At 66.5% G+C, this 24,469-nt stretch carries 21 protein-coding genes; 16 read left to right on the forward strand and 5 right to left on the reverse strand.

Translation table 11 applies throughout. From position 1 onward, the window contains the following. The first annotated feature begins 4 nt into the window (after positions 1–4). From B2R83_RS15780 to B2R83_RS15795, 4 genes are all read left to right on the forward strand, one after another. Complete coding sequence (locus B2R83_RS15780) at positions 5–2,311, forward strand: putative bifunctional diguanylate cyclase/phosphodiesterase (RefSeq protein WP_292043219.1); 2,307 nt, start codon at positions 5–7, stop codon at positions 2,309–2,311. Between the two features lie 40 nt (positions 2,312–2,351). Continuing rightward, positions 2,352–2,762 carry a secondary thiamine-phosphate synthase enzyme YjbQ gene (locus B2R83_RS15785; protein ID WP_292043223.1) on the forward strand — a complete coding sequence of 137 codons (411 nt, stop codon included), beginning with the start codon at positions 2,352–2,354 and terminating at the stop codon, positions 2,760–2,762. Between the two features lie 194 nt (positions 2,763–2,956). Beyond that, positions 2,957–3,970 carry an amidohydrolase family protein gene (locus tag B2R83_RS15790; RefSeq protein ID WP_292043230.1) on the forward strand — a complete coding sequence of 338 codons (1,014 nt, stop codon included), beginning with the start codon at positions 2,957–2,959 and terminating at the stop codon, positions 3,968–3,970. A gap of 78 nt (positions 3,971–4,048) precedes the next feature. Continuing rightward, positions 4,049–5,035: a DMT family transporter gene (locus tag B2R83_RS15795; RefSeq protein WP_292043238.1), complete on the forward strand. Its 987-nt coding sequence runs from the start codon at positions 4,049–4,051 to the stop codon at positions 5,033–5,035. Positions 5,036–5,055: 20 nt separating this feature from the next. On the opposite strand, the gene B2R83_RS15800 is transcribed toward B2R83_RS15795, so the two are convergent. After that, positions 5,056–5,505: a carboxymuconolactone decarboxylase family protein gene (locus B2R83_RS15800; protein WP_292043289.1), complete on the reverse strand. Its 450-nt coding sequence runs from the start codon at positions 5,503–5,505 to the stop codon at positions 5,056–5,058. A gap of 208 nt (positions 5,506–5,713) precedes the next feature. On the opposite strand from B2R83_RS15800, the gene B2R83_RS15805 reads away from it, so the two are divergent. From B2R83_RS15805 to B2R83_RS15815, 3 genes are all read left to right on the forward strand, one after another. Further along, complete coding sequence (locus B2R83_RS15805; RefSeq protein WP_292043246.1) at positions 5,714–6,601, forward strand: RNA polymerase sigma-70 factor; 888 nt, start codon at positions 5,714–5,716, stop codon at positions 6,599–6,601. 91 nt (positions 6,602–6,692) lie between these two features. Continuing rightward, positions 6,693–7,853, forward strand: a complete 1,161-nt coding sequence (locus B2R83_RS15810) for a DUF3616 domain-containing protein (protein ID WP_292043253.1) — start codon at positions 6,693–6,695, stop codon at positions 7,851–7,853. 99 nt (positions 7,854–7,952) lie between these two features. Then, positions 7,953–8,318, forward strand: coding sequence for a hypothetical protein (locus B2R83_RS15815; RefSeq protein ID WP_292043256.1), 366 nt, complete (start codon positions 7,953–7,955; stop codon positions 8,316–8,318). Here B2R83_RS15815 and B2R83_RS15820 read toward each other — a convergent pair. Beyond that, positions 8,315–8,971, reverse strand: a complete 657-nt coding sequence (locus B2R83_RS15820; protein ID WP_292043258.1) for a PEP-CTERM sorting domain-containing protein — start codon at positions 8,969–8,971, stop codon at positions 8,315–8,317. The genes B2R83_RS15815 and B2R83_RS15820 overlap by 4 nt on opposite strands. Positions 8,972–9,421: 450 nt before the next feature. On the opposite strand from B2R83_RS15820, the gene B2R83_RS15825 reads away from it, so the two are divergent. Together B2R83_RS15825 and B2R83_RS15830 are read left to right on the forward strand one after the other, a co-directional pair. Further along, positions 9,422–10,795 (forward strand): amino acid permease, encoded by a 1,374-nt coding sequence (locus B2R83_RS15825; protein WP_292043260.1) that lies wholly within the window; start codon positions 9,422–9,424, stop codon positions 10,793–10,795. 182 nt (positions 10,796–10,977) lie between these two features. Then, positions 10,978–12,870: a CocE/NonD family hydrolase gene (locus tag B2R83_RS15830; protein ID WP_292043261.1), complete on the forward strand. Its 1,893-nt coding sequence runs from the start codon at positions 10,978–10,980 to the stop codon at positions 12,868–12,870. Between the two features lie 43 nt (positions 12,871–12,913). Here B2R83_RS15830 and B2R83_RS15835 read toward each other — a convergent pair whose 3' ends face one another. Next, positions 12,914–14,497 (reverse strand): EAL domain-containing protein, encoded by a 1,584-nt coding sequence (locus tag B2R83_RS15835; protein ID WP_292043262.1) that lies wholly within the window; start codon positions 14,495–14,497, stop codon positions 12,914–12,916. Between the two features lie 245 nt (positions 14,498–14,742). Between B2R83_RS15835 and B2R83_RS15840 the strand changes: the two genes are divergently transcribed. The 4 genes from B2R83_RS15840 to lpdA are packed head-to-tail and all read left to right on the forward strand — an operon-like array spanning position 14,743 to position 19,798. After that, positions 14,743–15,975 carry a 3-methyl-2-oxobutanoate dehydrogenase (2-methylpropanoyl-transferring) subunit alpha gene (locus B2R83_RS15840; RefSeq protein WP_292043265.1) on the forward strand — a complete coding sequence of 411 codons (1,233 nt, stop codon included), beginning with the start codon at positions 14,743–14,745 and terminating at the stop codon, positions 15,973–15,975. Between the two features lie 2 nt (positions 15,976–15,977). Beyond that, the gene (locus B2R83_RS15845; protein ID WP_414674437.1) at positions 15,978–17,027 is read left to right on the forward strand and encodes an alpha-ketoacid dehydrogenase subunit beta; all 1,050 of its coding nucleotides are present in this window, start codon (positions 15,978–15,980) and stop codon (positions 17,025–17,027) included. Position 17,028: 1 nt separating this feature from the next. Further along, on the forward strand, positions 17,029–18,381 hold the full coding sequence (locus tag B2R83_RS15850) for a dihydrolipoamide acetyltransferase family protein (protein ID WP_292043272.1): 1,353 nt from the start codon (positions 17,029–17,031) through the stop codon (positions 18,379–18,381). 4 nt (positions 18,382–18,385) lie between these two features. Next, entirely contained in the window at positions 18,386–19,798 is a 1,413-nt protein-coding gene (gene lpdA / locus B2R83_RS15855; RefSeq protein WP_292043274.1) for a dihydrolipoyl dehydrogenase, read from the forward strand. A gap of 54 nt (positions 19,799–19,852) precedes the next feature. On the opposite strand, the gene B2R83_RS15860 is transcribed toward lpdA, so the two are convergent. Then, a complete protein-coding gene (locus tag B2R83_RS15860; RefSeq protein WP_307189300.1) occupies positions 19,853–20,812 on the reverse strand; it encodes an IS1595 family transposase in 960 nt (319 codons plus the stop codon). Between the two features lie 288 nt (positions 20,813–21,100). Here B2R83_RS15860 and B2R83_RS15865 point away from each other — a divergent pair, with 288 nt between their 5' ends. Both B2R83_RS15865 and B2R83_RS15870 read left to right on the forward strand, forming a co-directional pair. After that, positions 21,101–21,622 (forward strand): outer membrane beta-barrel protein, encoded by a 522-nt coding sequence (locus B2R83_RS15865; RefSeq protein ID WP_292043276.1) that lies wholly within the window; start codon positions 21,101–21,103, stop codon positions 21,620–21,622. Between the two features lie 14 nt (positions 21,623–21,636). Next, complete coding sequence (locus tag B2R83_RS15870; protein WP_292043278.1) at positions 21,637–22,143, forward strand: outer membrane beta-barrel protein; 507 nt, start codon at positions 21,637–21,639, stop codon at positions 22,141–22,143. Positions 22,144–22,200: 57 nt separating this feature from the next. Here B2R83_RS15870 and B2R83_RS15875 read toward each other — a convergent pair whose 3' ends face one another. After that, complete coding sequence (locus B2R83_RS15875; protein WP_292043280.1) at positions 22,201–22,827, reverse strand: TetR/AcrR family transcriptional regulator; 627 nt, start codon at positions 22,825–22,827, stop codon at positions 22,201–22,203. Positions 22,828–22,917: 90 nt separating this feature from the next. On the opposite strand from B2R83_RS15875, the gene B2R83_RS15880 reads away from it, so the two are divergent. Beyond that, complete coding sequence (locus B2R83_RS15880) at positions 22,918–24,420, forward strand: flavin-containing monooxygenase (protein WP_292043282.1); 1,503 nt, start codon at positions 22,918–22,920, stop codon at positions 24,418–24,420. The last annotated feature ends 49 nt before the right edge of the window (positions 24,421–24,469 follow it).

Below are 24,469 nucleotides of genomic sequence, written 5' to 3' on the forward strand. Positions count from 1 at the left end.
ATGCATGATACAGTTTGACGACCTGGCCCAGTGGCGCGCACGCATTTTCTCGACCCTGATGTCGGCGGTCCTGCTGCTCGGCATCGTGGCCGCCGTGCCCAGCGCGATCCTGGCCATGGTCGACGGCCTCTGGCAGATCGCCGCGATGGACGCGGTGGCCCTGGCCTGGATCTTCGCGATCTGGTGGTTCGACCGCCTTCCCTACACGCTGCGCGTCCTGAACTTCCTGGCGATGCTGTTCCTGGTCGGCGTCGGCCTGATGCTCGGCGTCGGCGCGGTCAGCCAGATCTTCCTGATGGCGCCGCCGGTGCTGGCCGTGGTCCTGCTCGGCACCCGCCAGGCCCTCGGGGCGCTGGTCGTCAGCGCCCTCACCATCCTGGGCCTGGGCCTGTCCGGCCACGCCAAGCTCTACGTCGCCGGCCTCGGCCACGACGAACTGCTGTCCTCGCTGATCGTCACCCTCAACTACCTGTGCGTCGGCGCCCTGATCACGATGACCTGCGGCGCCCTGGTCAAGGGCCTGGCCGACACGCTCGGCGAGGTGCATGGCTTCGCCGAAACCCTGGAGTCCAAGCAGGACAAGCTGCACGAGCTGAACGCCGAACTGCGCCTGACCTCGGCCGCGGTGGCGCGCCTGAACGACATGGTGCTGATCGCCCACGCCATCGACACGCCGGGCGCGCAGCAGCCGATCATCTCCGCCAACGAAGCCTTCGAGCGCCGCACCGGCTACCGGCGCGACGAGATCATCGGCCACAGCATGCGCCTGCTGCACGGCCAGGACACCGATCCCGACGAGGTGGAGCGCATCCTGCGCGCGGTCGCGCGGGGCGAAGCGATCAAGGCCGAACTGCAGCTCTACACCAAGGCCGGCGAGCCCTTCTGGGCCGAGATGGAAATGGTGCCCTTCGCCAGCGACGGCGGACGCAGCACCCACTGGGTGGTGGTCGGGCGCGACATCACCGAGCGCCGCAACTCGGCCAAGGCGATCCATCACCTGGCCTTCTACGACGTGCTGACCGGCCTGCCCAACCGGCGCCTGTTCACCGAGCGCCTAGACGCCCTGGTGGACGCCCGCAATGCCGGCGGCGCGCTCGGCGCCGTGCTGTTCATCGACCTCGACAACTTCAAGTACGTCAACGACGCCCGCGGCCACGCCACCGGCGACGCCCTGCTGCGCAGCGCGGCCGGGCGCCTGGTCGCGACCGTGCGCGCGCGCGACACCGTGGCGCGCCTGGGCGGCGACGAATTCGTCATCCTGCTGAACGACCTGGGCGACGACCCCGACACCGCCGCTGCCGCCGCGCTCAAGGTGGCGCACAAGGTGCTGGCGGCACTGGGCGAGGAAGTCACGATCGACGAGCACGTGTACCGCTCGACGGGCAGCATCGGCGTGGCCCTGCCGCTGCGCGCCGGCCAGACCGCCCACGACCTGCTGCGTGAAGCCGACACCGCGATGTACCAGGCCAAGGCGAGCGGCCGCAATGGCGTCGCCCTGTTCGAGACCACCATGCTGGCCGAGGCCGAGCAAAAACTCACGCTCGAGCGCGACCTCGCCAATGCCCTCGAGCGGGGCGAACTGGCCATGCACCTGCAATTGCAGGTCGACCGCGAACAGCAGCCGGTCGGCGCCGAGCTCCTGATGCGCTGGCACCGCGCCGACGGCATCCTGGTGCCGCCGGACGTGTTCATCCCGATCGCGGAAACCACCGGCCTGATCGTCCCGCTGGGGACCTGGGTGCTGCGCCAGGCCTGCGAAGCCTGGCTGCGACTCAGCGCGGCCGGCCATCCGCTGCCGCTCTCGATCAACGTCAGCCCGGCGCAGTTCCGCCAGCCGGACTTCGTGGAGACGGTCGCCCGGGTGCTGGAGGAGACCGGTGCGCCGGCCGGCCAGCTGATCTTTGAAGTCACCGAGGGCCTCCTGGTATCGGACCTGGACCAGACCATCGCCCGCATGCACGAACTGGCGGCCCTGGGCATCCGCTTCTCGGTCGACGATTTCGGCACCGGCTATTCGAACCTGGCCTATCTCAAGCGCATGCCGCTCTACGAACTCAAGATCGACAAGAGCTTCATCCGCGACACCCCGAACGACGTCAACGGCACCGCGATCGTGCAGTCGATCCTGGCGATGGCCGAGCACCTCGGCCTGCGCGTGGTGGCCGAGGGCATCGAGACCGCGCAACAGGCCGATTACCTCAGCGGGAACGGCAGTCCGCTGATGCAGGGCTACCTGTTCTCGCGCCCGGCGCCGCTCGACGACCTGCTCGCCGTGCTGGACGGCCTGGCATCCTCGCGCAGCGCCGCCTGATTCTGCTAAGCTGTGCCCCGGACCAGAACCGGAGCACAGCGTGGCGCACCAGAGCATCCTCGACATCCCTACCCCAGGACGCGGCACCCGCGACATCACCGAGGCGGTGGCCGAGGTGGTGCGCGCAGCGAAGGTGCAATGCGGCCTGGCCCATGTTTTCGTGCAGCATACCAGCTGCTCGCTCCTCATCACCGAGAATGCCGACCCCGACGTGCGGCGCGACCTCGAAACCGTATTGAAACGGCTCGCCCCCGACGGCGATCCGGCCTACCGCCACGATGCCGAAGGGCCGGACGACATGGCGGCCCATGTGCGCAACATGCTGACGGGTTCCGGCCTGAGCGTGCCGGTCGGTGGCGGCCGCCTGCTGCTCGGCACCTGGCAAGGCATCTACCTGTACGAGCACCGCAGCGCGCCGCACCGCCGGCGGGTCGTGGTCACCGTCGTCTGAGGAGATTTCCCCCAGCCGTGGGGGAAGACCCGGACCGGTCGATGATCTACACTGCATGCAGGCCGTGACGCTGCACCCGCGAAGGCGCAGCGAGAACGGCCGCAGATTTCCGGGCCATATGTATCCATTTTCCGTGGACAGCGCGATCCGGCGCGACTAGTCTGGAGTCTCGTTCTCCAGCCAGAGGTCTCGCCATGCCGCTCCTGTTCGCCAAGCTGCGCCTGGGCGCCGCCCTGCTGCTCGCCCTGCCCGCGCTCGCATTCGCGGGTCAAACGACAGCCCCGGCCGCACCAGCCGCGATCGTCGTCGCCGCCGACCACCACCAGCACCTGTTCAGCCCCGGCATCATCGCCTTCATCGCCCCGAAACCGGGCCCCGACGCGCCGCACGACATCCCGGTGACCGAACTGGTCGCCCTGCTGGACGAAGCCGGCATCCGCCGCGCCGCCGTGATGTCGACGGCCTATATGTACGGCCGCCCCTCGCGCGTGGTCGAGGACGAATACGCCAGGGTGAAGGCGGAGAACGACTGGACCGCCGCCCAGGTGGCAAAGTATCCGGAGCGCCTGCGCGCCTTCTGCGGCTTCAATCCGCTCAAGGACTATGCGCTTGCCGAACTGGAGCGCTGCGCGGCGCACCCGCAGCTGCGCACCGGGATCAAGATGCACTTCGGGAATTCCGACGTCCAGCTGGACAAGCCCGAGCACGTCGCGCGCCTGAAGGAAGTGTTCCGCGCCGCCAACCGGCACCGCATGGCGATCGCGGTCCACATGCGCGCTTCGATTTCGCTGGAGCGCCCCTATGGCGAAGCGCAGGCGCGCGCCTTCCTCGAGCAGCTCATGCCCGAGGCCACCCGAACCATGGTGCAGGTGGCGCACTTCGCGGGCAGCGGTCCCGGCTACGAGGATCCGCCGGCCAACGAGGTGATGCGCGTGTTCGCCGAGGCGGCCGCGCGCAAGGACCCCAACACCCGCAACTTGTACTTCGACGTGGCCTCGATCGCGACACCCGACATCAGCCAGGCGCATGCGCGCGAGATGGTCGAGCGCATCCGCCAGGTGGGAGTCGACAAGATCCTGTACGGCTCGGATGCGGCCACGCCCACCAACATGAAGCCGCGCGAAGCCTGGGCGGCCTTCCGCGCGCTGCCGCTCACCGAGGCGGAACGCAAACGGATCGCGGGAAACGTGGCAGCCTACCTGCGCTGATCGCTTGTCGTCCTTCCAACATCGCGCGGCCATATGTTGTATGATGTCTGATGACAGTCAGACAGGACCGATCATCGCATGTTCCCCGCTTCATCCGTCGGCCGCGCAGCGCAGCCCGAAACCCCGTTCTTTGCCCGCCCCCTGCTCGTCGTCGCGCTGGCGACCCTGTGCTGCCTGTTGTGGGGCAGCTCCTACCCGGCCATCAAGACCGGTTACGCCCTGCTGGGCATCACGCAGCAGGACATCCCGTCCAAGCTGGTCTACGCCGGCTACCGCTTCCTGCTGGCCGGAATCGGCGTGGCGCTGGCCGCCTGGCTGCTGCAAAAGAAGTTCCCGGTTCCATCTCGTGGTCAGTTGCGCCAGGTCTTCCTGCTGGGAATAGCCCAGACCAGCCTGCAGTATGTGTTCTTCTACATCGGACTGGCCTACACCACCGGCGTGCGGGCCTCGATCCTGAACGCCACCACCACCTTCTTCAGCGTCCTGCTGGCGCACTTCCTTTATAAGGACGATCGCCTGTCGGCGCGCAAGGCCGTCGGTTGCGCGCTGGGCCTGGCCGGCGTGCTGGCCGTGAATGCCGACGCCAGCCTGCTGGGCAGCGGCGTCAGCCTGCAGGGCGAAGGCTTCATCGTGCTCGCCGCCTTCGTATTGTCGGCCGCGTCGATCTATGGCAAGCGCGTCTCGCAGCGCATGGATGCGATGACGATGACGGCCTGGCAGCTGGCGATCGGCGGCCTGGTCCTGCTGGCGGCCGGTTACCTGACGGGCGGCAGCCTCGGACAGCTGGATCTGGCTTCAAGCCTGCTGCTGCTCTACCTGGCCGCGCTGTCGGCGGTCGCCTTCACCCTGTGGAGCCTGCTGCTCAAGCACAATCCGGTCGGGCTGGTCAGCATGTTCGCCTTCCTGGTGCCCCTGTTTGGCGCCGCCCTGTCCGGCATCTGGCTGGACGAGGACGTCCTGACCTGGACCAATCTTGCGGCGCTGGTGCTGGTGTGCGGCGGCGTGCTGCTGGTGACGCGGGGTGCGCCGACCGGGCGGCCGGCTCCCCGGCAGCCTAAAGGCTAGACCGCCGCAGCGGCCTGGGATCACGCTTTCGCAAGCGGTTTCATCCGGAAGCTGATTCCCATCCGGTTAATCGCATTCATTGCCGCAATCACGAGTGTCAGGTCGACGAGATCCTTTTCTCCAAATACGGACAGCGCCGCGCAATACGCATCGTCGGAAGCATGGGTTTCGCTCACACGCGTCACCTCTTCCGTCCATGCCAGCGCGGCCCGTTCCCGATCCGAGAAGAGATATTCCGCCTCCTCCCATACCGGCACCAGCACGATCTTGTCGATCGTCATGCCGGTCTTGATGAGGTCGCGGGTATGGATATCGATGCAGTGGGCACAGCCGTTCAGTTGCGAGGCTCTCAGGAATACCAGATGGATGAGATCCGGCGGCAGCGTCGTGCCGCTTGTAACGTAATGGTGAAGTGCGCCGACGGCCTTCGCGCCTTCCGCGGACACCTGGAACCAGTTTGGGCGTTTCATGAGATCTTCTCCTTGTGTGATGTCGACGACGCCGATATGCGTCATCCTTGCCGGTAAGACGGCTGCCATGGCCCGTTCGTGACAGGCCATGCCGGTTCACAAAAAAATCCCGGAGCCTGTCACAAGGAGCGAAGCCGGTTCGTCTAAGAGCAAAGAGGTGTCGCTTCCCGATACCCGCACGCCCGAATGAAAAGGACGCGAGGATGCTATGACCGATGGCGCAAGCACACATACGCAAACAATATTCAACGCGCTTCGCCCGCGCCTGTTTTCGATTGCATACCGTATGCTCGGTATCCGCGCGGACGCCGAGGACGTCGTGCAGGATGCATGGCTGCGCTGGCACGACGCGCCGAAAGAGCACATCGTGTCGCAGGAAGCATGGCTGGTGACCGTGACGACCCGTCTCGCGATCGATCGCCTGCGCAGGGCAAAGGTCGATCGTGAGGCCTATGTCGGCTGGTGGCTGCCGGAGCCCCTGGTCGAACTCGACGAAAACACGCCCGAGAGCGCGCTCGAGCAGGCCAACGACGTCTCGGTTGCGCTCATGTGGGTCCTGGAACGCCTGTCCGCCGAAGAGCGGGCGGCTTTCCTGATGAGGCAAGTATTCGATGCCGATTATGCCGAGATCGCCGAGGTCGTCAAGAAATCGGAACCGGCTTGCCGGCAGCTCGTACATCGTGCATCGGTGCGCGTCCAGCAGGAACGCCCGCGCTTCGACGTCCCCAAGGATAAGCATCGCGCATTGCTTGGCCGCTTCATTGAAGCCGCAAGACAGGGAAATCGCGCGGACATGCGTGCCCTGATGTCCGACGACGTGCAGTTGGTGGCTGACGGCGGGGGAAAGGTCAAGTCCTTCATGCATATCCTCAAGGGTGCGGGAAGGGTTGCGGGCGTATTCTGGACGCTCGAGCACCAGTTTCCCATGCAGGTTTCATATAAGACCGCCCTCGTGAATGGCGAGCCGGGTGTGCTGCGCTATGTGCAGGGAAAGCTGGAATCCGTGCAGTCATTCATCGTCGATGAAGAGCGGATCGTGGCGGTTTTTATCATGCGTAATCCGGACAAGCTGGCAGCCGTCCCGCAAGAGCTTTGAAACCGCCAGCACCGCACTGCTGAGCGCCGGCCTGCTCAGGCCCATGCTATCTTTCCCCGGCAATGTCGCACACGTCCGCCAGGAAGCCTGCATGCACCCGTCCAACATCGTCCTCCTCGAATTTCATCCCGAGCGCGACGAGCTTTGCTACGGCAAGGAACTGCGCGACGGCCTGTCCGTGGCCCTGCGCATGGGCAGCTCGCTCTGGCTCGCCAACGACGAATCGGTCAGCATCGAACGCCTGACCGTGTGCGAGGTCGACAGCACCGGCCGCAGCAGCTTCACGCGCGACCACCGCCAGTATGCGCTGCACGACTATCTCGACCTGCCGCTGCCGGCGCACGGCGCCACCGAGGACGACATCAACGAGGCCGACATCGAGGGCCTGGCCTGCGACGGCAAGTACCTGTGGCTGGCCGGCTCGCACAGCCTGCGGCGCAAGCAGCCGAAGGACGGCGACGGCGTCAGGAAGGCGCACAAGCGCCTCGCCAGCGTCAGCCTGGATGCCAACCGCTACCTGCTGGCGCGGATCCCGGTGTGCCGGGACGGCGACGGCTACACCCTGGAAAAGGAAAGCACCCGCAAAGGCAAATTGCGCACTGCCGCGATGCTGCGCGGCGACCATCAGGGCAACGAACTGACCGCCCTGCTGCGCAAGGACGAGCACCTCGGTCCCTTCCTGTCCATTCCCGGCAAGGACAACGGTTTCGACATCGAGGGCCTGGCCGTGGCCGGCAAGCACCTGCTGCTCGGCCTGCGCGGGCCGGTGCTGCGCGGCTGGGCGCTGGTAGTGGAAGTGGCGCTCGTCGAGGACGAGCAGCCGGGCCGCTTGCGCCTGGCCCCGGTGGACGACGATGGTCGCCTGTACCGCAAGCACTTCCTCGACCTGGGCGGGCTCGGCATCCGCGACCTGTGCGTGCACGGCAAGGACATCCTCGTGCTGGCCGGGCCGACCATGGACCTGGACGGGCCGGTGACCCTGTTCCGCTGGCGCGGCGCAACCCAGCCTGGCAAGGAATGCGTGATGGCGGCGGACCAGCTCGAACGGGTGCTGGAGCTGCCCTTCGGCCATGGGGTCGATCACCCCGAAGGCATCGCGCTATTCGCGGTCGACAAGAATGGGCGCGACACGCTGCTGGTGGTGCACGATTCAGCCTCGCCCAGCCGGCAGATCGGCGACAGTACCCTGGTGGCGGACGTCTTCACGCTGCCGCGGCGCGAGCGCCCCCTTGCTGGCAAGCCTGCGAAATAATTCATGAAGGGCGCATATTTCCGCACGCCCGTGATTTTTGTTGAATTTCGCGGCCAGGCGCCGGTGGTATTCTCGACGCCTCGCTCCTGAATCAACGCAATGACTCCCAAGAATACCCTGTGGGCGCTGCTGGCGCTCATGTTTGCCTGCGGCATGTCCGACGCCCTGTACGCCGCCTCCCACGTACACATGCCCGTGTGGTGGATGTTGCTCTCGGCCTTCCTGCTGAGCTTCCTGCCCTATTACTGGTATCGCCTGGACAGCGAGGCGCGGCTGTACCGGCGCCCACGCTGGATGAGCACGGCCGTGGTGGCGATGGCGCCGATCGGCATTCCCCTCTACCTGCTGCGCAGCCGTCCCCAGGGCGGCCGCCTGGTGTCGCTGGCCCGCATGTCGGGCTTCTTGCTGATGATGCTCGGCGCCAGCCTGGCAGGTGTCATCGCCTTCTTCCTGATGCCGGGTTAAGCCCTGGGCATGGCGCGCCGGCGCCGCACGGCCGCAATGCCGGCAGCGCCCAGCAGCAGGAGTGCGCCCGATGCCGGCTCCGGCACCGCATTCACCGAAATGTTATCGATCGAAAATTCCGGATTGCCGCCGATGCCGCTGAAGGTGACCGACAGCAGCTTGCGGAAGCTGGCGTCCAGGGTGAAGGTCTGCATGCCCGAGACAGCATGCTTGACGAGGTCCAGGTCGAAGGTCTGGGTGACGGTGCCGCCGCCTGCCAGGGTCCCGACCACGCTGATCCGGTCTGCCCAGAAGTGCTCGTCGCCGAACCAGCTCTCGCCGCCGTCGAAACTGAACAGGTCGAACGCCCCCTGGTTCGCGGCCGAGAGGGTCACGTTCGCGCCATTGAAGTTCACCAGGCGCGTGCTGCCATTCCCGCTCAGCCCTGTACTGTCGCCGGTGCCCGCAATGATGAAGGAAAAAGCACCGGCATTTCCGCCGTCGCCCATGGCCAGCTTGTAGCCTGAGGCGCTCATGCCGGAGGGAGTGAGCTCGGTCCAGTCGGCGACCTCTTCGAAGTCGATCAGGCTAGCCGCGGCATTCGACGCGACAAATTGGCTCGCCGCAAACATGGCGACGCAGGCGATGGCTTTCAGGCCAGGCGTGAGCTTCATGGGACATCCTTATGAAATGTTGTAACCGACTTTCAAGCAATCTTTATGCCTGCAGGAAAGTTTGCTTAAGAATTAATCAAGTAGTCCGCGTCGGCGTCCTGAAGATCGAGCGCGTGTCAAATTTACCGACACTCGCTTCCTGAGGCTCGCGCCGCCTGAATCGTCCTTTTGCTAAGCTGTTTCCATCGCCACGCCACACCGTGGCCCGTCCACTTTCATTGATTGGAGAATCGCCATGCGCAAGATGATCATGATGGCCATTGCAGGCCTGCTCTGGAAAAAATTCGGCGGCAAGATGGCGCAACGCTATCCGATGGGACGCCGCAGCTACCGCCGCTTCTGATCCGCCCGGGCGGCGTGTCGACCACCTTTCGGGAGGCGCGCCGTCCATCGCGGCCCTGCTTGCAGTAGAATCGCTGGCTTTAAGGCAACTTTCGCTTAAGGCCGACGATGGACACCGCCAAGCATGAACTCAAACGCGGCTTAAAGAACCGCCACATCCAGCTGATCGCCCTCGGCGGCGCCATCGGCACCGGCCTGTTCCTGGGCGTGGCCCAGACCATCCAGCAAGCCGGCCCCTCCGCCCTGCTCGGCTATGCGATCGCCGGCCTGGTCGCCTTCCTCATCATGCGCCAGCTCGGCGAAATGATCGTCGACGAGCCGGTCGCCGGTTCCTTCGGCTATTTCGCCAGCAAGTACGGCAGCCCGATGACCGGCTTCGTCTCCGGATGGAACTACTGGGTGATGTACATCCTCGTCAGCATGGCCGAGCTGTCCGCGCTCGGCATCTACGTCCAGTACTGGTTCCCGGACATCCCGACCTGGGTCTCGGCGCTCGCCTTCTTCGTGCTCGTCAATTCCCTCAGCCTGCTCAACGTGAAAACCTTCGGCGAGCTGGAATTCTGGTTTTCCATCATCAAGGTGGCGGCCGTGGTCGGCATGATCGTGTTCGGCCTGTACCTCCTGATCAGCGATACGGCCGGTCCCCAGGCCGGCGTGGCCAACCTGTGGCAGCACGGCGGCTTCTTCCCGAACGGCTTCGCCGGCCTGGCGCTGTCGATGGCGGTCATCATGTTCTCCTTCGGCGGCCTGGAAATGATCGGCATCACCGCGGCCGAAGCCGACAACCCGGGCCGCACCATCCCGCGCGCCATCAACCAGGCCATCTGGCGCATCGCCATCTTCTACGTCGGCGCCCTGGCCGTGCTGCTGATGCTGTATCCGTGGCAGAAGGTCGTCACCGGCGGCAGCCCCTTCGTGCTGATCTTCGCCGCGCTGGACAGCAATGCGGTGGCCAACATCCTCAATCTGGTGGTGCTGACGGCCGCCCTGTCGGTCTACAACGGCTGCACCTATGCCAACAGTCGCATGCTGTTCGGCCTGGCCGAACAGGGCAACGCGCCGCGCGCCCTGCTCAAGGTCAGCAAGCGCGGCGTGCCGCTGGCCGCCCTGGGCGTGTCGGCGGTGGCCACCGGCATCTGCATCTGCGTCAACTATTTCCTGCCACGCGACGCCTTCGGCATGCTGATGGGCCTGGCAGTGGCGGCGCTAGTCATCAACTGGGGCATGGTGTGCTGGAGCCACCTGCGCTTCCGCCGCGCCAAACAGGCGGCGGGCCAGGCGACCGCCTTCCGCAGCCCCTGGTTCCCGCTCACGAACTACCTGTGCCTGGCCTTCCTGGCCGGCATCATCGTGGTGATGTACCTGACGCCGGGGCTGCAGTTGTCGGTGTGGATGATCCCGGCCTGGCTGGCCCTGCTGGCGCTGGGCTACTGGCTGCGCCAGCGCAAGCTGGCAGGCGCCACGATCGCACCGGTGGCGTAAAGACGCGATAAAGCGACAGCGCGCGCGGGTTTCATGACTGGCGAGTCATTTTGTCATGTTGCGCTAGCTCAACAGCCGGACTGTTGATAAAGTATTACTCCAGTGGAGCATCATTCCATGTGCTTGTCCGGGCCGCCCAGCGCCGCCCGGCCATTCCTCATCCATGAGCCGAAGGAGTCAGCTTGAAGAAGATTGTCGCCAGTTTCGTCGCACTCGCCCTGTTCGCGGCCGACGCCCACGTCGTCGTCGCGGCGCAGGACTACAGCAAGTACAGCCAGGAAGCCCTGGAAAAGGAACTGGCGCTGATCGCCACGTCCCGCCTCAGCGTGATGGTGCCGATGCGCGACGGCATCACGCTGTCGACCGACATCTACATGCCGAAGAACGCCAGCGGCAAGTTGCCCGCCATCCTGTGGAAGACGCCGTACAACGAAGGCAAGCTGAAAGGCTCGACCCAGCGCTACGTGCTCGAATCGGTCAAGCGCGGCTACACCTTCATCGTACAGAGCGAGCGCGGCCGCTACTTCTCGGGCGGCGACTGGGAAATCCTGGGCAATCCGCAGAACGACGGCTACGACACCCTGAGCTGGATCGCCAGGCAGGACTGGTCGAACGGCAAGGTCGGCACGCTCGGCTGCTCGTCCTCGGCCGAGTGGCAACTGGCCCTCGCCGGCCTGAACCACCCGGCGCACGCGGCCATGGTGCCGATGGCGTCCGGCGCCGGCATCGGCAAGGTCGGCCGCTTCCAGGAACAAGGCAACTGGTACACCGGCGGCGTGCCGCGCAACCTGTTCTTCGTCTGGCTGTACGGCGTCGACAATCCGCTGCGCGCCCAGCTGCCCGCCATCGCCGACGACAAGCTGCGCGCCCGCGTCGAGGCCTACAACGACCTGAACCCGGCCAAGCCGCAGGTCGACTGGAACAAGCAGATCAAGCACCTGCCGGTCGACCAGCTGCTGAGCTCGCTGGGCGAGCCGGCCGGCACCTTTGAAGAACTAATCAAGCGCACGCCAAGCGACCCGGCCTGGCAAAAAGGCGGCCTGTACCACGAAGGCATGGGCTGGGGCGTGCCGGCGCTGTGGTTCAACAGCTGGTACGACGTCTCGATCGGCCCCAACCTCGAGCTGTTCAAGCACGCCGCCGCGGCCGGCACCGACAAGGAAGCCAGCGCCAACCAGTACGCGGTGGTGGCGCCGAACGTGCATTGCGCCTTCTCCCGTCTCGGCCCGAACAACACCATCGGCGAGCGCAATATGGGCGATACCAGTTTCGACGTCGACGGCGCCATCTACGGCTGGTTCGACCGCTGGCTGAAGGGCGACACCAAGGCCTTCCCCGCGAATACCCCGCACGTGCGCTATTTCGAGATGGGCGCCAACCGCTGGCAGAGCGCGGGCACCTGGCCGCCGGAAAAAGCCAAGCCGATGCGCCTGTACCTGCGCTCCGGCGGGAAGGCGAACTCGTTGTACGGCGACGGCCGCCTGCTGCCGCAGGCGCCCGGTGCGGGCGAAGCGGCCGATCGCTACCGCTATGACCCGATGAATCCGGTGCAGACCATCGGCGGCGGCGACTGCTGCAACGGCGGCATCGTGGTGCCAGGCGCCTTCGACCAGCGTCCGGTCGAGGCGCGCAGCGACGTGCTGGTCTACACCAGCGACCCGCTGCCGAAGGCCGTCAGCGTGGCCGGTTTCGTGGATGCGGTGCTGAAGGTCTCCTCGAACGCCAAGGATACCGACTTCGCCGTCAAGCTGGTCGACGTAGCGCCGGACGGCACCGCCTGGATCATCGGCGACACCATTTTCCGCGCGCGCTACCGCAAGGGTTTCGACAAGCCTGAGATGCTCACGCCGGGTGAGGTCGTGACCATCCGTCCGAGCCCGATCGCCACCGCGATCCAGTTCGGTGCCGGGCACCGCATCCGCGTCGAAGTCACCTCGTCCAACTTCCCGAAATTCGTGCGCAACCTGAATACCGGCGGGCCGAACGAAAGTGAGAAGACCGGGGTGGTGGCGGACAATGCGGTGCACCACGACGCCGCCAACCAGAGCTATATCGAGCTGCCGGTGGTGCAGTGAGGCAGCCCGGCGGCTCGACGCTGGCGGCGCGGCCGGCGAGGTCCTAGCCGGCCACACGCGCCGCCGGTTCCTCCGCCTCTTCCATCCGGCGCAGGACCTCGGCGAAGGACATCGGCTGTCCGAACAGCCAGCCCTGCGCGTACTGCACCCCGTGCCGCAGCAGGAACTCCGCCTGGGCCTGGCTTTCGACCCCTTCGGCGATCATGCGCAGCCCGAGGTCGCGCGCCATGGCGATGATGTGCCCGACCACCTGGCTGGTCGGCGCCCCAGTGCCGATCGCCTCGATGAAGCTGCGGTCGATCTTCAGGAAATCGAGCTCCAGCGATTCGAGGTAGGACAGGCTCGAATAGCCGGTGCCGAAGTCGTCGATCGCGATCGCGAAGCCGTGCCGGCGCAAGGCGCCCGAGGTCTCGCGCGCGACCACTGGGTCGAGCATGCCGCGCTCGGTCACCTCGAGAATGATGCTGGACGGATGCGCGCCCATCTGCTCGAGCGTGGCCTGCAGCTTGTCGAGGAAATCGGGCGCATGGAAGTCGGCCGGCGCCACGTTGATGCCGATATGGAAGTCAGGATGCGTCTCGAGGTAGAAGCCGATATCGCGGCAGACCAGTTCCAGCACCTGGTGGGTCAGCTTGACGATGGTGTCGTCCTGCTCGGCGATGGGAATGAACAGCTCGGGCATGACGATCTCGCCGGTGGGCCGGCGCCAGCGCACCAGGGCCTCGACGCCGGTCATGCGGCCGCTGCGCAGTTCGACCACCGGCTGGTATTCCAGGAAAAATTCCTTGCGCCGCAGCGCCGAGCGCACCGCATAGGGCAAGGCCATCTGCTGGCGCGCCAGGTACAGGATCGCGCAGGCCAGCGCGATGCCGGCCAGCATGCCTACCGGCACCAGCCGGGCCGCGAAATCCTGGGATCGGTCTTCCAGGTAGTGCAGCGGCACGGCGGCGATGCCGACCGTGCCGAAGCTCGAAGAACGCACCACGGCAACGACGTGGCCATCCTCCTCGAACACCGCCTCGCGCGCGCTGCCGAGGCGTTTCGACCAGGCGGGGTCGATATGGCCGCGGGCACTGATCGGCGCGTAGAAGTCGAGCGGCACCACGGCCAGCGACACGTCAGGCTCGCTCTTGGCCGTATCGATCGGCAATTGTGCGTGAAGGATGGCGGCATAGCTGCCGTACTGCAAAACCAGGAAGGCATACTGGGGCGCGAACGGAAAGTGCACGTCGGTGCGCACCACGGCGCCGGTCTCGCTGCGGTAGGCGGGCTCGCCCAGTTCGAGCACGCGCGCGCTGCCGACGATGGACGAGCAGAGCATCCGGTTGCCCTCGACGTAGCCGACCGCCTGGATATAGGTCGAGCCGAGGTCGATCTCGCGCATGAGGTCGATACTCGCCGGCGCGCAGGGTGCGTCCGCGTACGGGGCCAGCCGCTTGACGGCAGCGGCCACCTGCGCGGCGGTCTCGTCGCCGCGCATCACGACGTCACGCGCATAGCCGAGCGCATGCGCGCTTTCCGCCTTGAAGGCTTGCCGCTGCGATTCCTCGATGGCAAGCAGGATCGGCCCGCCGATCCCGGCAGTCGCCAGCAGGAGCGTCAGCAGAACGACGGCGGTCTTTTTCATGTTTCCCTGCGCGCGGGCATGAAGGCATACTGCGGCAGTCCCATACTACAGACGCCGCGCGCGGCCCGCAATCCGCACCGGGCGCCTGACACGCCCTTGTACCGCCGCCGATACAGCATGCAATAGCGTGAGCACCTACCCTGCCGGGCTCGCTATGCTGCATAGCAATATGAAAAGGACTTCGTGTGCGCGGCCGTTCGCCTTATCATGCTTGCCGCAAGTCACCTTACAAAGGGGAAGCGTTTATGAGTCAGAGTAAGCCTCTGTCGCTGCATGTACCGGAGCCTACCGGCCGCCCGGGCTGCAAGACCGATTTTTCGTACCTGCAATTGAGTCCCGCCGGCGCCGTCCGGCGTCCGCCCGTCGACGTGGCGCCGCTCGATACGAGCGACATCGCCACCGGCCTGATCCGCGTCCTGGACGAGAACGGCGACGCCGTCGGTCCCTGGGCGCCCGAGGTCGATCCCGAACTGCTGCGTTTCGGGCTGCGCACCATGATGAAAACCCGCATCTTCGACGCCCGCATGGTCATCGCCCAGCGCCAGAAGAAGATGTCCTTCTATATGCTCTCGCTCGGCGAGGAAGCCCTCGGCACGGCCCAGGCGCTGGCCCTCGAAGACGGCGACATGCACTTCCCGACCTACCGCCAGCAGAGCCTGCTGATCGCCAAGCAGGTGCCGCTGGTCGAGATGATCTGCCAGCTGCTGTCGAACGAGCGCGACCCGCTCAAGGGCCGCCAGCTGCCGGTGATGTACTCGGTGCGCCGCGCCGGTTTCTTCACCATTTCCGGCAACCTGGCCACCCAGTATCCGCAAGCAGTGGGCTGGGCGATGGCCTCGGCGATCAAGGGCGATACCAAGATCGCCTCGGCCTGGATCGGCGACGGCGCCACCGCCGAATCCGACTTTTCCACGGCCCTGACCTTTGCCCACGTGTACCGCGCGCCGGTCATCCTCAACGTGGTCAACAACCAGTGGGCGATCTCGACCTTCCAGGCGATTGCCGGCGGCGAGAGCGTCACCTTCGCCACCCGCGGCATCGGCAGCGGCATCGCTTCGCTGCGCGTGGACGGCAACGATTTCCTGGCCGTGCTCTCCGCGTCGCGCTGGGCGGCCGAACGCGCCCGTTCGAACCTGGGCCCGACCCTGATCGAATGGGTCACCTACCGCGCCGGCCCGCACTCGACCTCGGACGACCCCTCGCGCTACCGCCCGGCCGACGACTTCCAGCACTTCCCGCTGGGCGACCCGGTCGCCCGCCTGCGCCAGTACCTGACCAAGCAGGGCTGGTGGTCGGACGAGGAGCACGAGCGCGTGCAGTCCGAACTGGAGGCGGAAGTCCTCGCGGCCCAGAAAGAAGCCGAGTCCTACGGCATCCTGGGCGACGAGCGCGCCCCGAGCGCCGCCACGATGTTCGAGGACGTGTACAAGGACATGCCGGAGCACCTGCGCCGGCAACGCCAGGAACTGGGAGTGTGAGCATGGCGCGAGACGACATACCAAAAGAAACGGCAACCATGCCGATGACCATGATCCAGGCCTTGCGCTCGGCCATGGACGTGATGATGGAACGCGACGACAACGTCGTGGTGTACGGCCAGGACGTCGGCTATTTCGGCGGCGTGTTCCGCGTCACGGATGGCCTTCAAGCGAAATACGGCAAGTCGCGCGTGTTCGATGCGCCGATCTCCGAAGGCGGCATCGTCGGCACCGCGGTGGGCATGGCGGCCTACGGCCTGCGCCCGGTGGTCGAGATCCAGTTCGCCGACTACTTCTACCCGGCCACCGACCAGATCGTGTCGGAAGCGGCGCGCCTGCGCTACCGCTCGGCGGGCGAATTCACCTCGTCGATGGTGATCCGGATGCCCTGCGGCGGCGGCATCTACGGCGGCCAGACCCACAGCCAGAGCCCGGAAGCCTTCTTCACCCACGTATGCGGCCTGCGCACCGTGATGCCGTCCAACCCCTACGATGCGAAAGGTTTGCTGATCGCCTCGATCGAGAACGACGACCCGGTGATCTTCCTGGAACCCAAGCGCCTGTACAACGGCCCCTTCGACGGCCACCACGACCGTCCGGTGGTGCCATGGTCCGGCCACGCGCTGGGCAACGTGCCGACCGGGCACTACACGGTGGACCTGGACAAGGCCAACATCGTCCGCCCGGGCAATGACGTGACCGTGCTGGCCTACGGCACCATGGTCTGGGTCTCGGAAGCGGCGGCGGTTGAGTCCGGCGTCGACGCCGAGGTGATCGACCTGCGCAGCATCTGGCCGCTGGACCTGGAGACCATCGTCAATTCGGTCAAGAAGACCGGGCGCTGCGTCATCGTGCACGAGGCGACCCGCACTAGCGGCTTCGGCGCCGAGCTGGCGGCCCTGGTGCAGGAACACTGCTTCTACCAGCTGGAGGCGCCGATCGAGCGCGTCACCGGCTGGGACACCCCGTATCCGCATGCGCAGGAATGGGCTTATTTCCCTGGGCCCGACCGTGTCGGCGCGGCCCTGAAACGTGCGCTGGAGGGAAAATAATATGGGCATTCATGTCATCAAGATGCCGGACCTGGGCGAAGGCATCGCCGAGGTCGAAGTCGTCGCCTGGCACGTGCAGCCGGGCGACACGGTCAAGGAAGACCAGGTGCTGGCCGACGTCATGACCGACAAGGCCACCGTCGAGATTCCCTCGCCGGTCGCCGGGACCATCACCAGCCTGGGCGGCGCGGTCGGCCAGTCGCTGGCGGTGGGCGCGGAGCTGATCCGCCTGGAGGTCGAAGGCGCCGGCAACTTCTCCGGCGAGAAGGCGAAACAGGAACCGGTCAAGTCCGCCACCGCAACGGCACCAAGCGAAGAAGTCGCGGAACCGCAGCTGGAAGCGGTGGCGCAGGCTGAGGCCTCGCACGCTACGAGCGCCAGGGCGGCCGCGCCGGCGGCGCCACCGCCATCGAAACCGCAGGCGCCACAGCAGCGTTCGTACCAGAACGGCCCGGCGCCGATGCGCGCCGAGGGCGAAAAGCCGCTGGCCGCGCCGGCCGTGCGCCAGCGCGCGTGGGACCTCGGGATCGAACTGCAGTTCGTGCACGGCAGCGGCCCCGCGGGCCGTATCCTGCACGCCGACCTCGACGCCCACGTGGCGGGCCGCCGCGCTAGCGCGCAGACCGCAGGCCGCGACGAGCGCTACGCCAAGCGCGAGGGCGAACAATCGGCGCCGGTCATCGGCCTGCGCCGCAAGATCGCCGAGAAGATGCAGGAAGCCAAGCGCAACATCCCGCACTTCACCTACGTGGAAGAAGTCGACGTCACCGAACTGGAAGCCCTGCGCACCCAGCTCAACGCCAGGTATGGCGCCGAGCGCGGCAAGCTGACCTTCCTGCCGCTCCTGATGCGCGCCGTGGTGCTGGCGCTGCGCCAGTATCCGATGATGAACGCGCGCTACGACGACACCAACAACCTCCTCACCCAGTTCGAGGGAGTGCACCTGGGCATCGCCGCCCAGACCGAGGCCGGCCTGATGGTGCCGGTGGTGCGCCACGCCGAGACGCTCGACCCCTGGGCAGCGGCCGCCGAGGTGGCGCGCCTGGCCGATGCCGCGCGCGCCGGCCGCGCCACCCGCGACGAGCTGACCGGCTCGACCATCACCATCACCAGCCTGGGCCCGCTGGGCGGGATCGTCACCACCCCGGTGCTGAACCGTCCGGAAGTGGCGATCATCGGCCCCAACCGCATCGTCGACCGTCCGGTGATCAAGGATGGCGCCATGGTGGCGCGCAAGATGATGAACCTGTCGTCTTCGTTCGACCACCGCGTCATCGACGGCCAGGTGGCGGCCAAGTTCGTGCAGACCATCCGCGGTTACCTCGAAACCCCGGCCACCATCTTCGTGGAGTGAGCATATGGAGACACTGACTACCACACTCCTGATCATCGGCGGCGGGCCGGGCGGCTACGTCGCCGGCATCCGCGCCGGCCAGCTCGGCGTGCCGACCGTGCTGGTCGAAGGCGCCGCGCCCGGCGGCACCTGCCTGAACATCGGCTGCATCCCATCCAAGGCGATGATCCACGCAGCCGAGGAGTTCTGCAAGGCGCGCAGCTATGCGGCCGAGACTTCGCCGCTCGGCATCTCCACCGCCGCCCCGCGCATCGACCTCGAACGCACGGTGGCCTGGAAGGACGGCATCGTCAAGAAGCTGACCGGCGGGGTCGGCGCCCTCCTCAAGAAGAACGGCGTCAAGCTGGTGAACGGCTGGGCGACCATCCTGGACGGCAAGACCGTCGAGGTGCGCGCCGACGGCGACAGCGTGGCCTCGGTACGCATCCGCTGCGAGCACATGCTGCTGGCCAGCGGTTCCGAAGCGGTGGAGCTGCCCTTCATGCCCTTCGGCGGTCCGGTCATCTCCTCGACCGAAGCGCTCTCGCCTGGTGAGATTCCGCAGCGCCTGGTGGTGGTGGGCGCCGGCTACATCGGCCTGGAACTCGGCACCGCCTACCGCAAGCTCGGCAGCCAGGTGACGGTGGTCGAAGCGGCCGACCGCATCCTGCCCGCGTATGACGCCGACCTGGTCAAGCCGGTGGCAGCGGCTTTAGGGCGCCTGGGCGTGGAGCTGCGCCTGGCGACCTCCGTGCTCGGCATGGACGGCGAGGACGGGCAGCAGCGCGTCCGGGTGCGCGACGCTTCCGGCGTCGAAGCCCTGCTGGAAGCGGACCGGGTGCTGGTGGCGGTGGGCCGCAAGCCGCGTACTACGGGCTGGGGCCTGGAAAACCTGATGCTCGACATGAACGGGCGCGCGGTCAAGGTGGACGACCAGTGCCGCACCTCGATGCGCAATGTCTGGGCCATCGGCGACCTGACAGGCGAGCCGATGCTGGCGCACCGCGCCATGGCCCAGGGCGAGATGGTGGCCGAGATCGTGTCCGGCAAGCGCCGCCACTTTGCGCCGAGTGCGATTCCCGCGGTGTGCTTCACCGATCCCGAGATCGTCGTGGTCGGGATGTCGCCGCTGGACGCCGACAAGGCCGGCGTCGAGATCGTCACCGCCAACTTCCCGTTCAGCGCCAACGGACGCGCGATGACCATCGAAAGCACGGACGGTTTCGTGCGCGTGGTGGCCCGCAAGAGCGATCACCGCATCATCGGCTGGCAGGCCGTCGGCGGCGCGGTGTCCGAACTGGCGGCGGGCTTCACCCAGTCGATCGAACTGGGCGCGCAGCTCGAGGACATCGCCGGCACCATCCACGCCCACCCGACCCTGGGCGAGGCGGTGCAGGAAGCCGCGCTGCGCGCATTGGGTCACGCGCTGCATATCTGAGCGCTGCTCGCTGCCACCGAAGCCGCCCGACCGGGCGGCTTTTTTATGGCGCTGTCACCGTTGGATGTTGGACATGCCCAGCGCTATTCGCAGCATCTTGTCGGCTGACCGAATTCGCCCGCCGTCGACGGCCCACTGCCAGCCGAGATAATTGGGCAGATAGCGTGAGGCCACTCCGTTGAAGCGGGCAAGCCATTGGCGGAAGCGCCGGTGGTAGGCGTTCACGTTCTGGACATGGACGGCGCCGCGCACCCGTTCGCCGGCCCGCAGGTTCACGGCTTCGTGCGAGATGGCGGCCGTGCGGGCGAACGCCTTGTAGGCTGGATGGGAATCGGTAACCAGCAGCACATCCCTGTCCAGCACCGGAAGCAAGTGCCGGTGCAGCTGGGCCATGGTGACGGCGCCCCGGCCGGTAATGAAATCGAAGGTGGCGCCGGTGCGGTCGCGGGCGACCAGCACGCAGACGTGTTCACCGTTGATGCCGCGTCGGCTGGCTACACCTGCGCGCTTGCGCGGCGGCCGGTCGAGCGTGCGCGAGCCCTTCTGTGATTCGAGCAGGAACAGTTCATCGGCCTCGGCGATGCCGACCAGCGCTGCAGGACGGTCATCCTTGGTCAGGTGCAGGAAGCGGTGGCGCCAGCGGAAGCTGGTGTTGCGGTGCACGCCGAGCCGGTCTGCCGTTTTCCGCACCGACTGGCCCTCGAGCATGCCGTCCAGATAGTCGAGCCATTTGCCGCGGTGGCGCAGCCGGGCAAGCGGCGTACCCGTCAAGGCACTGAAGGTCTTGCCGCAGGCACAGCAGCGATAGCGCTGTACGCCGCGGTCGTGTCCGTGGCGATGCAGCCGCCGACCATCACAGACCGGACATGAAGATGGGCTCCTGGCCTCCTCGATCGCCGCACAGACACGGTCCAGTCCAACTGCCGGGCGCAAAAGCGCGAGCAATTGTTCGCGCTGGCGCCGCGTCAACTGCGCGACACGTGCCAGCCAGGGTTTGAAGCTTGCCGCCTGCATTGCCACCTCCACTGTCGATCGGACAGTGGTTTGACATCGGTTCAGCTCAACAGTTCAAGATCTCCAACACCTAACGGTGACAGCGCCTTTTTTATTGCGCGGCCTCCAACGACGATTCGATCGAATTGAGCACAAGGCAAACAAAATATGCATACATGGTTACATTTGCAAACATTATTTGCACATTTGTGCATAGTGAAAAATTGCAGTTAACGTATCCCAGCTGCAATAATTGCGCCGTGCTCGGGAATCGCCCCAGCGCATCAACGAAAGAAAGAGGCACACAATATGTTCAAGAAAATCGCAGCTGCCAGCGCCCTGCTCATCGCTTCCTCGGCCGCTCTTGCCGCCCAACCGAATACCTTCTACGCCGGCGGCGATGTCGGCAAGACCAAGGTCGACGACGTTTCCAAGCGCGACACCAGTGTCGGCGGCTTCGTCGGCTACAACTTCCACCAGAACTTCGCCGTGGAAGCCGGCTACCGCCGCCTGGCGGACTACGACATCTATGTCGGCAGCCCGAGCACCGCCTTCATGGAAGGCAGCGCGAAGGTCGACCAGGCCCACCTGTCGCTGGTCGGCAGCCTGCCGGTGGCCCAGAACCTCAGCCTCTACGGCCGCCTGGGCGTCAACCGCCTGGAAGCCAAGGTCAGCTCGGCCGGCTTCAGCGCCAAGGACTCCACCACCAAGGCCCTGTACGGCGTCGGCCTGAGCTATGCCTTCACCCCGGCCGTCTCGGCGCGCGTCGAAGTGCAGAAGCCTGCCAGCGACGCGACCAACCTGAGCGCCGGCGTGGCCTTCCAGTTCTGAAGAAAGGGAGCGCCATGTTCAAGAAAATCGCAGTCGCAGCCGCCCTGATCGCCGCGTCCTCGGCCAGCTTCGCCGCCCAACCCGGCAGCTTCTATGCCGGCGCCGACATCGGCCGCACCAAGATCACCGATGTCGACGGTCGCGACACCAGCTTCGGCGGCTTCGTGGGCTACAACTTCCATCCGAACTTCGCCGTCGAACTGGGCCAGCGCCGCCTGTTCGAGCGCGACTATCGCTGGGGCAGCGACGGTGCGAACCTGCGCGCCGACCAGACCTCGCTGTCGCTGGTGGGCAGCATGCCGATCGGGGAAAGTTTCAGCGTCTACGGCCGTCTTGGCGCGGCCCGCATCCAGGAGCGTTTCAGCACCGGGGGCTTCACCAACAAGGATTCGACCACCAAGGCGCTGTACGGCATCGGCCTGAGCTATGCGATCAGCCCGGCGATCGCGGCGCGCGTGGAGGTGCAGAAGATCTCCCAGCAGGCGACCAACCTGAGCACCGGTTTGTCCTTCCAGTTCTGAGCGGATTCGCCCTCTTCCAGGCCCGGCGCTGCCGGGCTTTTTTGCGTCCCGGACGAACTAGGCGGCGCCGCGGCGCGGCGCCGACAGCACGGTGCCCAGCCGCAGCGCCGTATCGACCACGCTCTCGATCGCTGGCGCATAGCCGTCGTCGATCCAGCGCAGCGCGATGTGGATCACGCCGCCGACCACCCCGGCCTGGAGCAGCTCGTCGTCCGGCGCGCCGGGCGCGGCGACGATGCGCGCCACCTCGCGCCCGATCGCGCGCAGCGCCGCATCGAAGGCCAGGTCCACCGCGCGGCTGACGCCGCGGATCTCCACCAGGAACACCCGCGCCGACTGCGGCTCGCGCTGCAGCGCGGCGAAATAGGCATGCAGCATGGCGCGCGAGCGCGCGATGCGTCCGCGTCCCGCTTCCCTGGCGGCGCGCGTGATTTCTCCCAGCACCGAATAGGTCACGGCATTGAAGGAGTCGATCAGCAGCGCTTCGCTATTGGGGAAGGATTCGTAGAAGTAGCGCTCGGTCAGGCCGGCCGCCTCGCAGACCGCCTTGACGGTGGCCTGGTGGTAGCCGCGCTCGCCATAGACAGCGATGGCCGCGGCAATGAGGCGCGCGCGGCGGTCGGCGCGCCGCTCTTCCTGGGACAGCCCGCGGTAGGAACGGGTGGTGGTGAGCTCTGCTTTCATGGCTACATTCTACACAGAAACTTGTTCCCAAACTTGTCACCGTGATTCTGACAATGTACAGTGTCAACATAAAAAACACACCGAGACACCATGCATCCACCCGCATCCTCTTCTCCCCCGGCGGGCGCTGCGCAGGAAGCCCCGCTGGAAGTGCTCATCGTCGGCGCCGGACTGTCCGGCATCGGCGCCGCCAGCGCCCTGCAACAGGGCTGCCCCGGCAAGCGCTACGCCATCCTCGAGGCGCGCGAGGCCATCGGCGGCACCTGGGACCTGTTCCGCTATCCCGGCATCCGCTCCGATTCCGACATGTACACGCTCGGCTATGCCTTCCGCCCCTGGCTGGATGCCAAGGCGATCGCCGACGGCCCCGCCATCCTCGACTACGTGCGCGGCACCGCGCGCGAGCATGGCATCGAGCCGCACATCCGCTACGGCCACAAGGTGGTTGGCGCAAGCTGGTGCTCGAAAGACGCGCTGTGGACCGTGCAGGCGCGTTTGCACGACGGCACGACACGCACGCTGCAGGCCCGTTTCCTCTACCTGTGCAGCGGCTACTACAGCTATGACGAGGCCTACCGCCCGCGCTTCGAGGGCGAGCAGGATTTCGCCGGGCGCATCGTGCAGCCGCAGTTCTGGCCCCAGGACCTCGACTACAGCGGCAAGCAGGTGGTGGTGGTCGGCAGCGGCGCCACCGCCGTCACGGTGGTGCCGGCGATGACCGAGCGCGCGCTGCATGTGACCATGCTGCAGCGTACCCCGACCTACGTCGTCGCCCGGCCCTCGCGCTACCGCTTCGCCCAGCGCATGCAGGCTTTGCTCCCGCAGGGACTGGCCTATGCGCTGACGCGCTGGCGCGTGCTCGGCGAGAGCATGTTCCTGTACTGGCTCGCGCGCAGCAAGCCGGAACTGGTCAAGCGCAAGATCGTCGAGATGGCCGGCCACCAGCTCGGTTCGCCGGAGGCCGCGGCAGAGCACTTCACCCCGGGCTACAAGCCCTGGGACCAGCGCGTCTGCGTGGTGCCGGACGGCGACCTGTTCAAGGCGATCCGCCTCGGGCGCGCCTCGGTGGTCACCGACCGCATCGCGCGCTTCACCAGGGGCGGGATCCTGCTGCAATCCGGACGCGAGCTGGCGGCCGACCTGGTGGTGATGGCCACCGGTCTCACCCTGAAGCTGTTCGGCGGCGCCACCCTGGTGGTGGACGGGCGCGTGCTCGACCCCAGCCGCGCCATGTCCTACAAGGGCATGATGCTGAGCGGCGTCCCGAACTGTGCGCTGGCCTTCGGCTACACCAATGCGTCCTGGACCCTGAAGGCCGACCTGACCGCCGCCTGGGTGTGCCGCCTGCTCCGTCACATGGACGCCCGCGGCCAGGCCATCGCGGTGGCGCAGCGCGATCCGGAGGTGCCGGAAGTCCCCTTCCTCGACTTCAATTCGGGCTATGTCGAGCGGGCCCGCCACCTGCTGCCCAAACAGGGCGCCCGCAAGCCCTGGCAGGTCTACCAGAACTACCTGCGCGACCTCCTGACCATCCGCTTCGGGCGCATCGACGACGGCGTGCTGCGCTTCGGTCAGCCGGGAGCCATGCCATGAAGCTCGCCAACCGGGTCGCCGTCGTCACCGGCGCCGGCGGCGGCATCGG

The organism is Massilia sp. UBA6681 (genome assembly GCF_002454935.1).
Classification (GTDB): Bacteria; Pseudomonadota; Gammaproteobacteria; order Burkholderiales; family Burkholderiaceae_D; genus Telluria; species Telluria varians.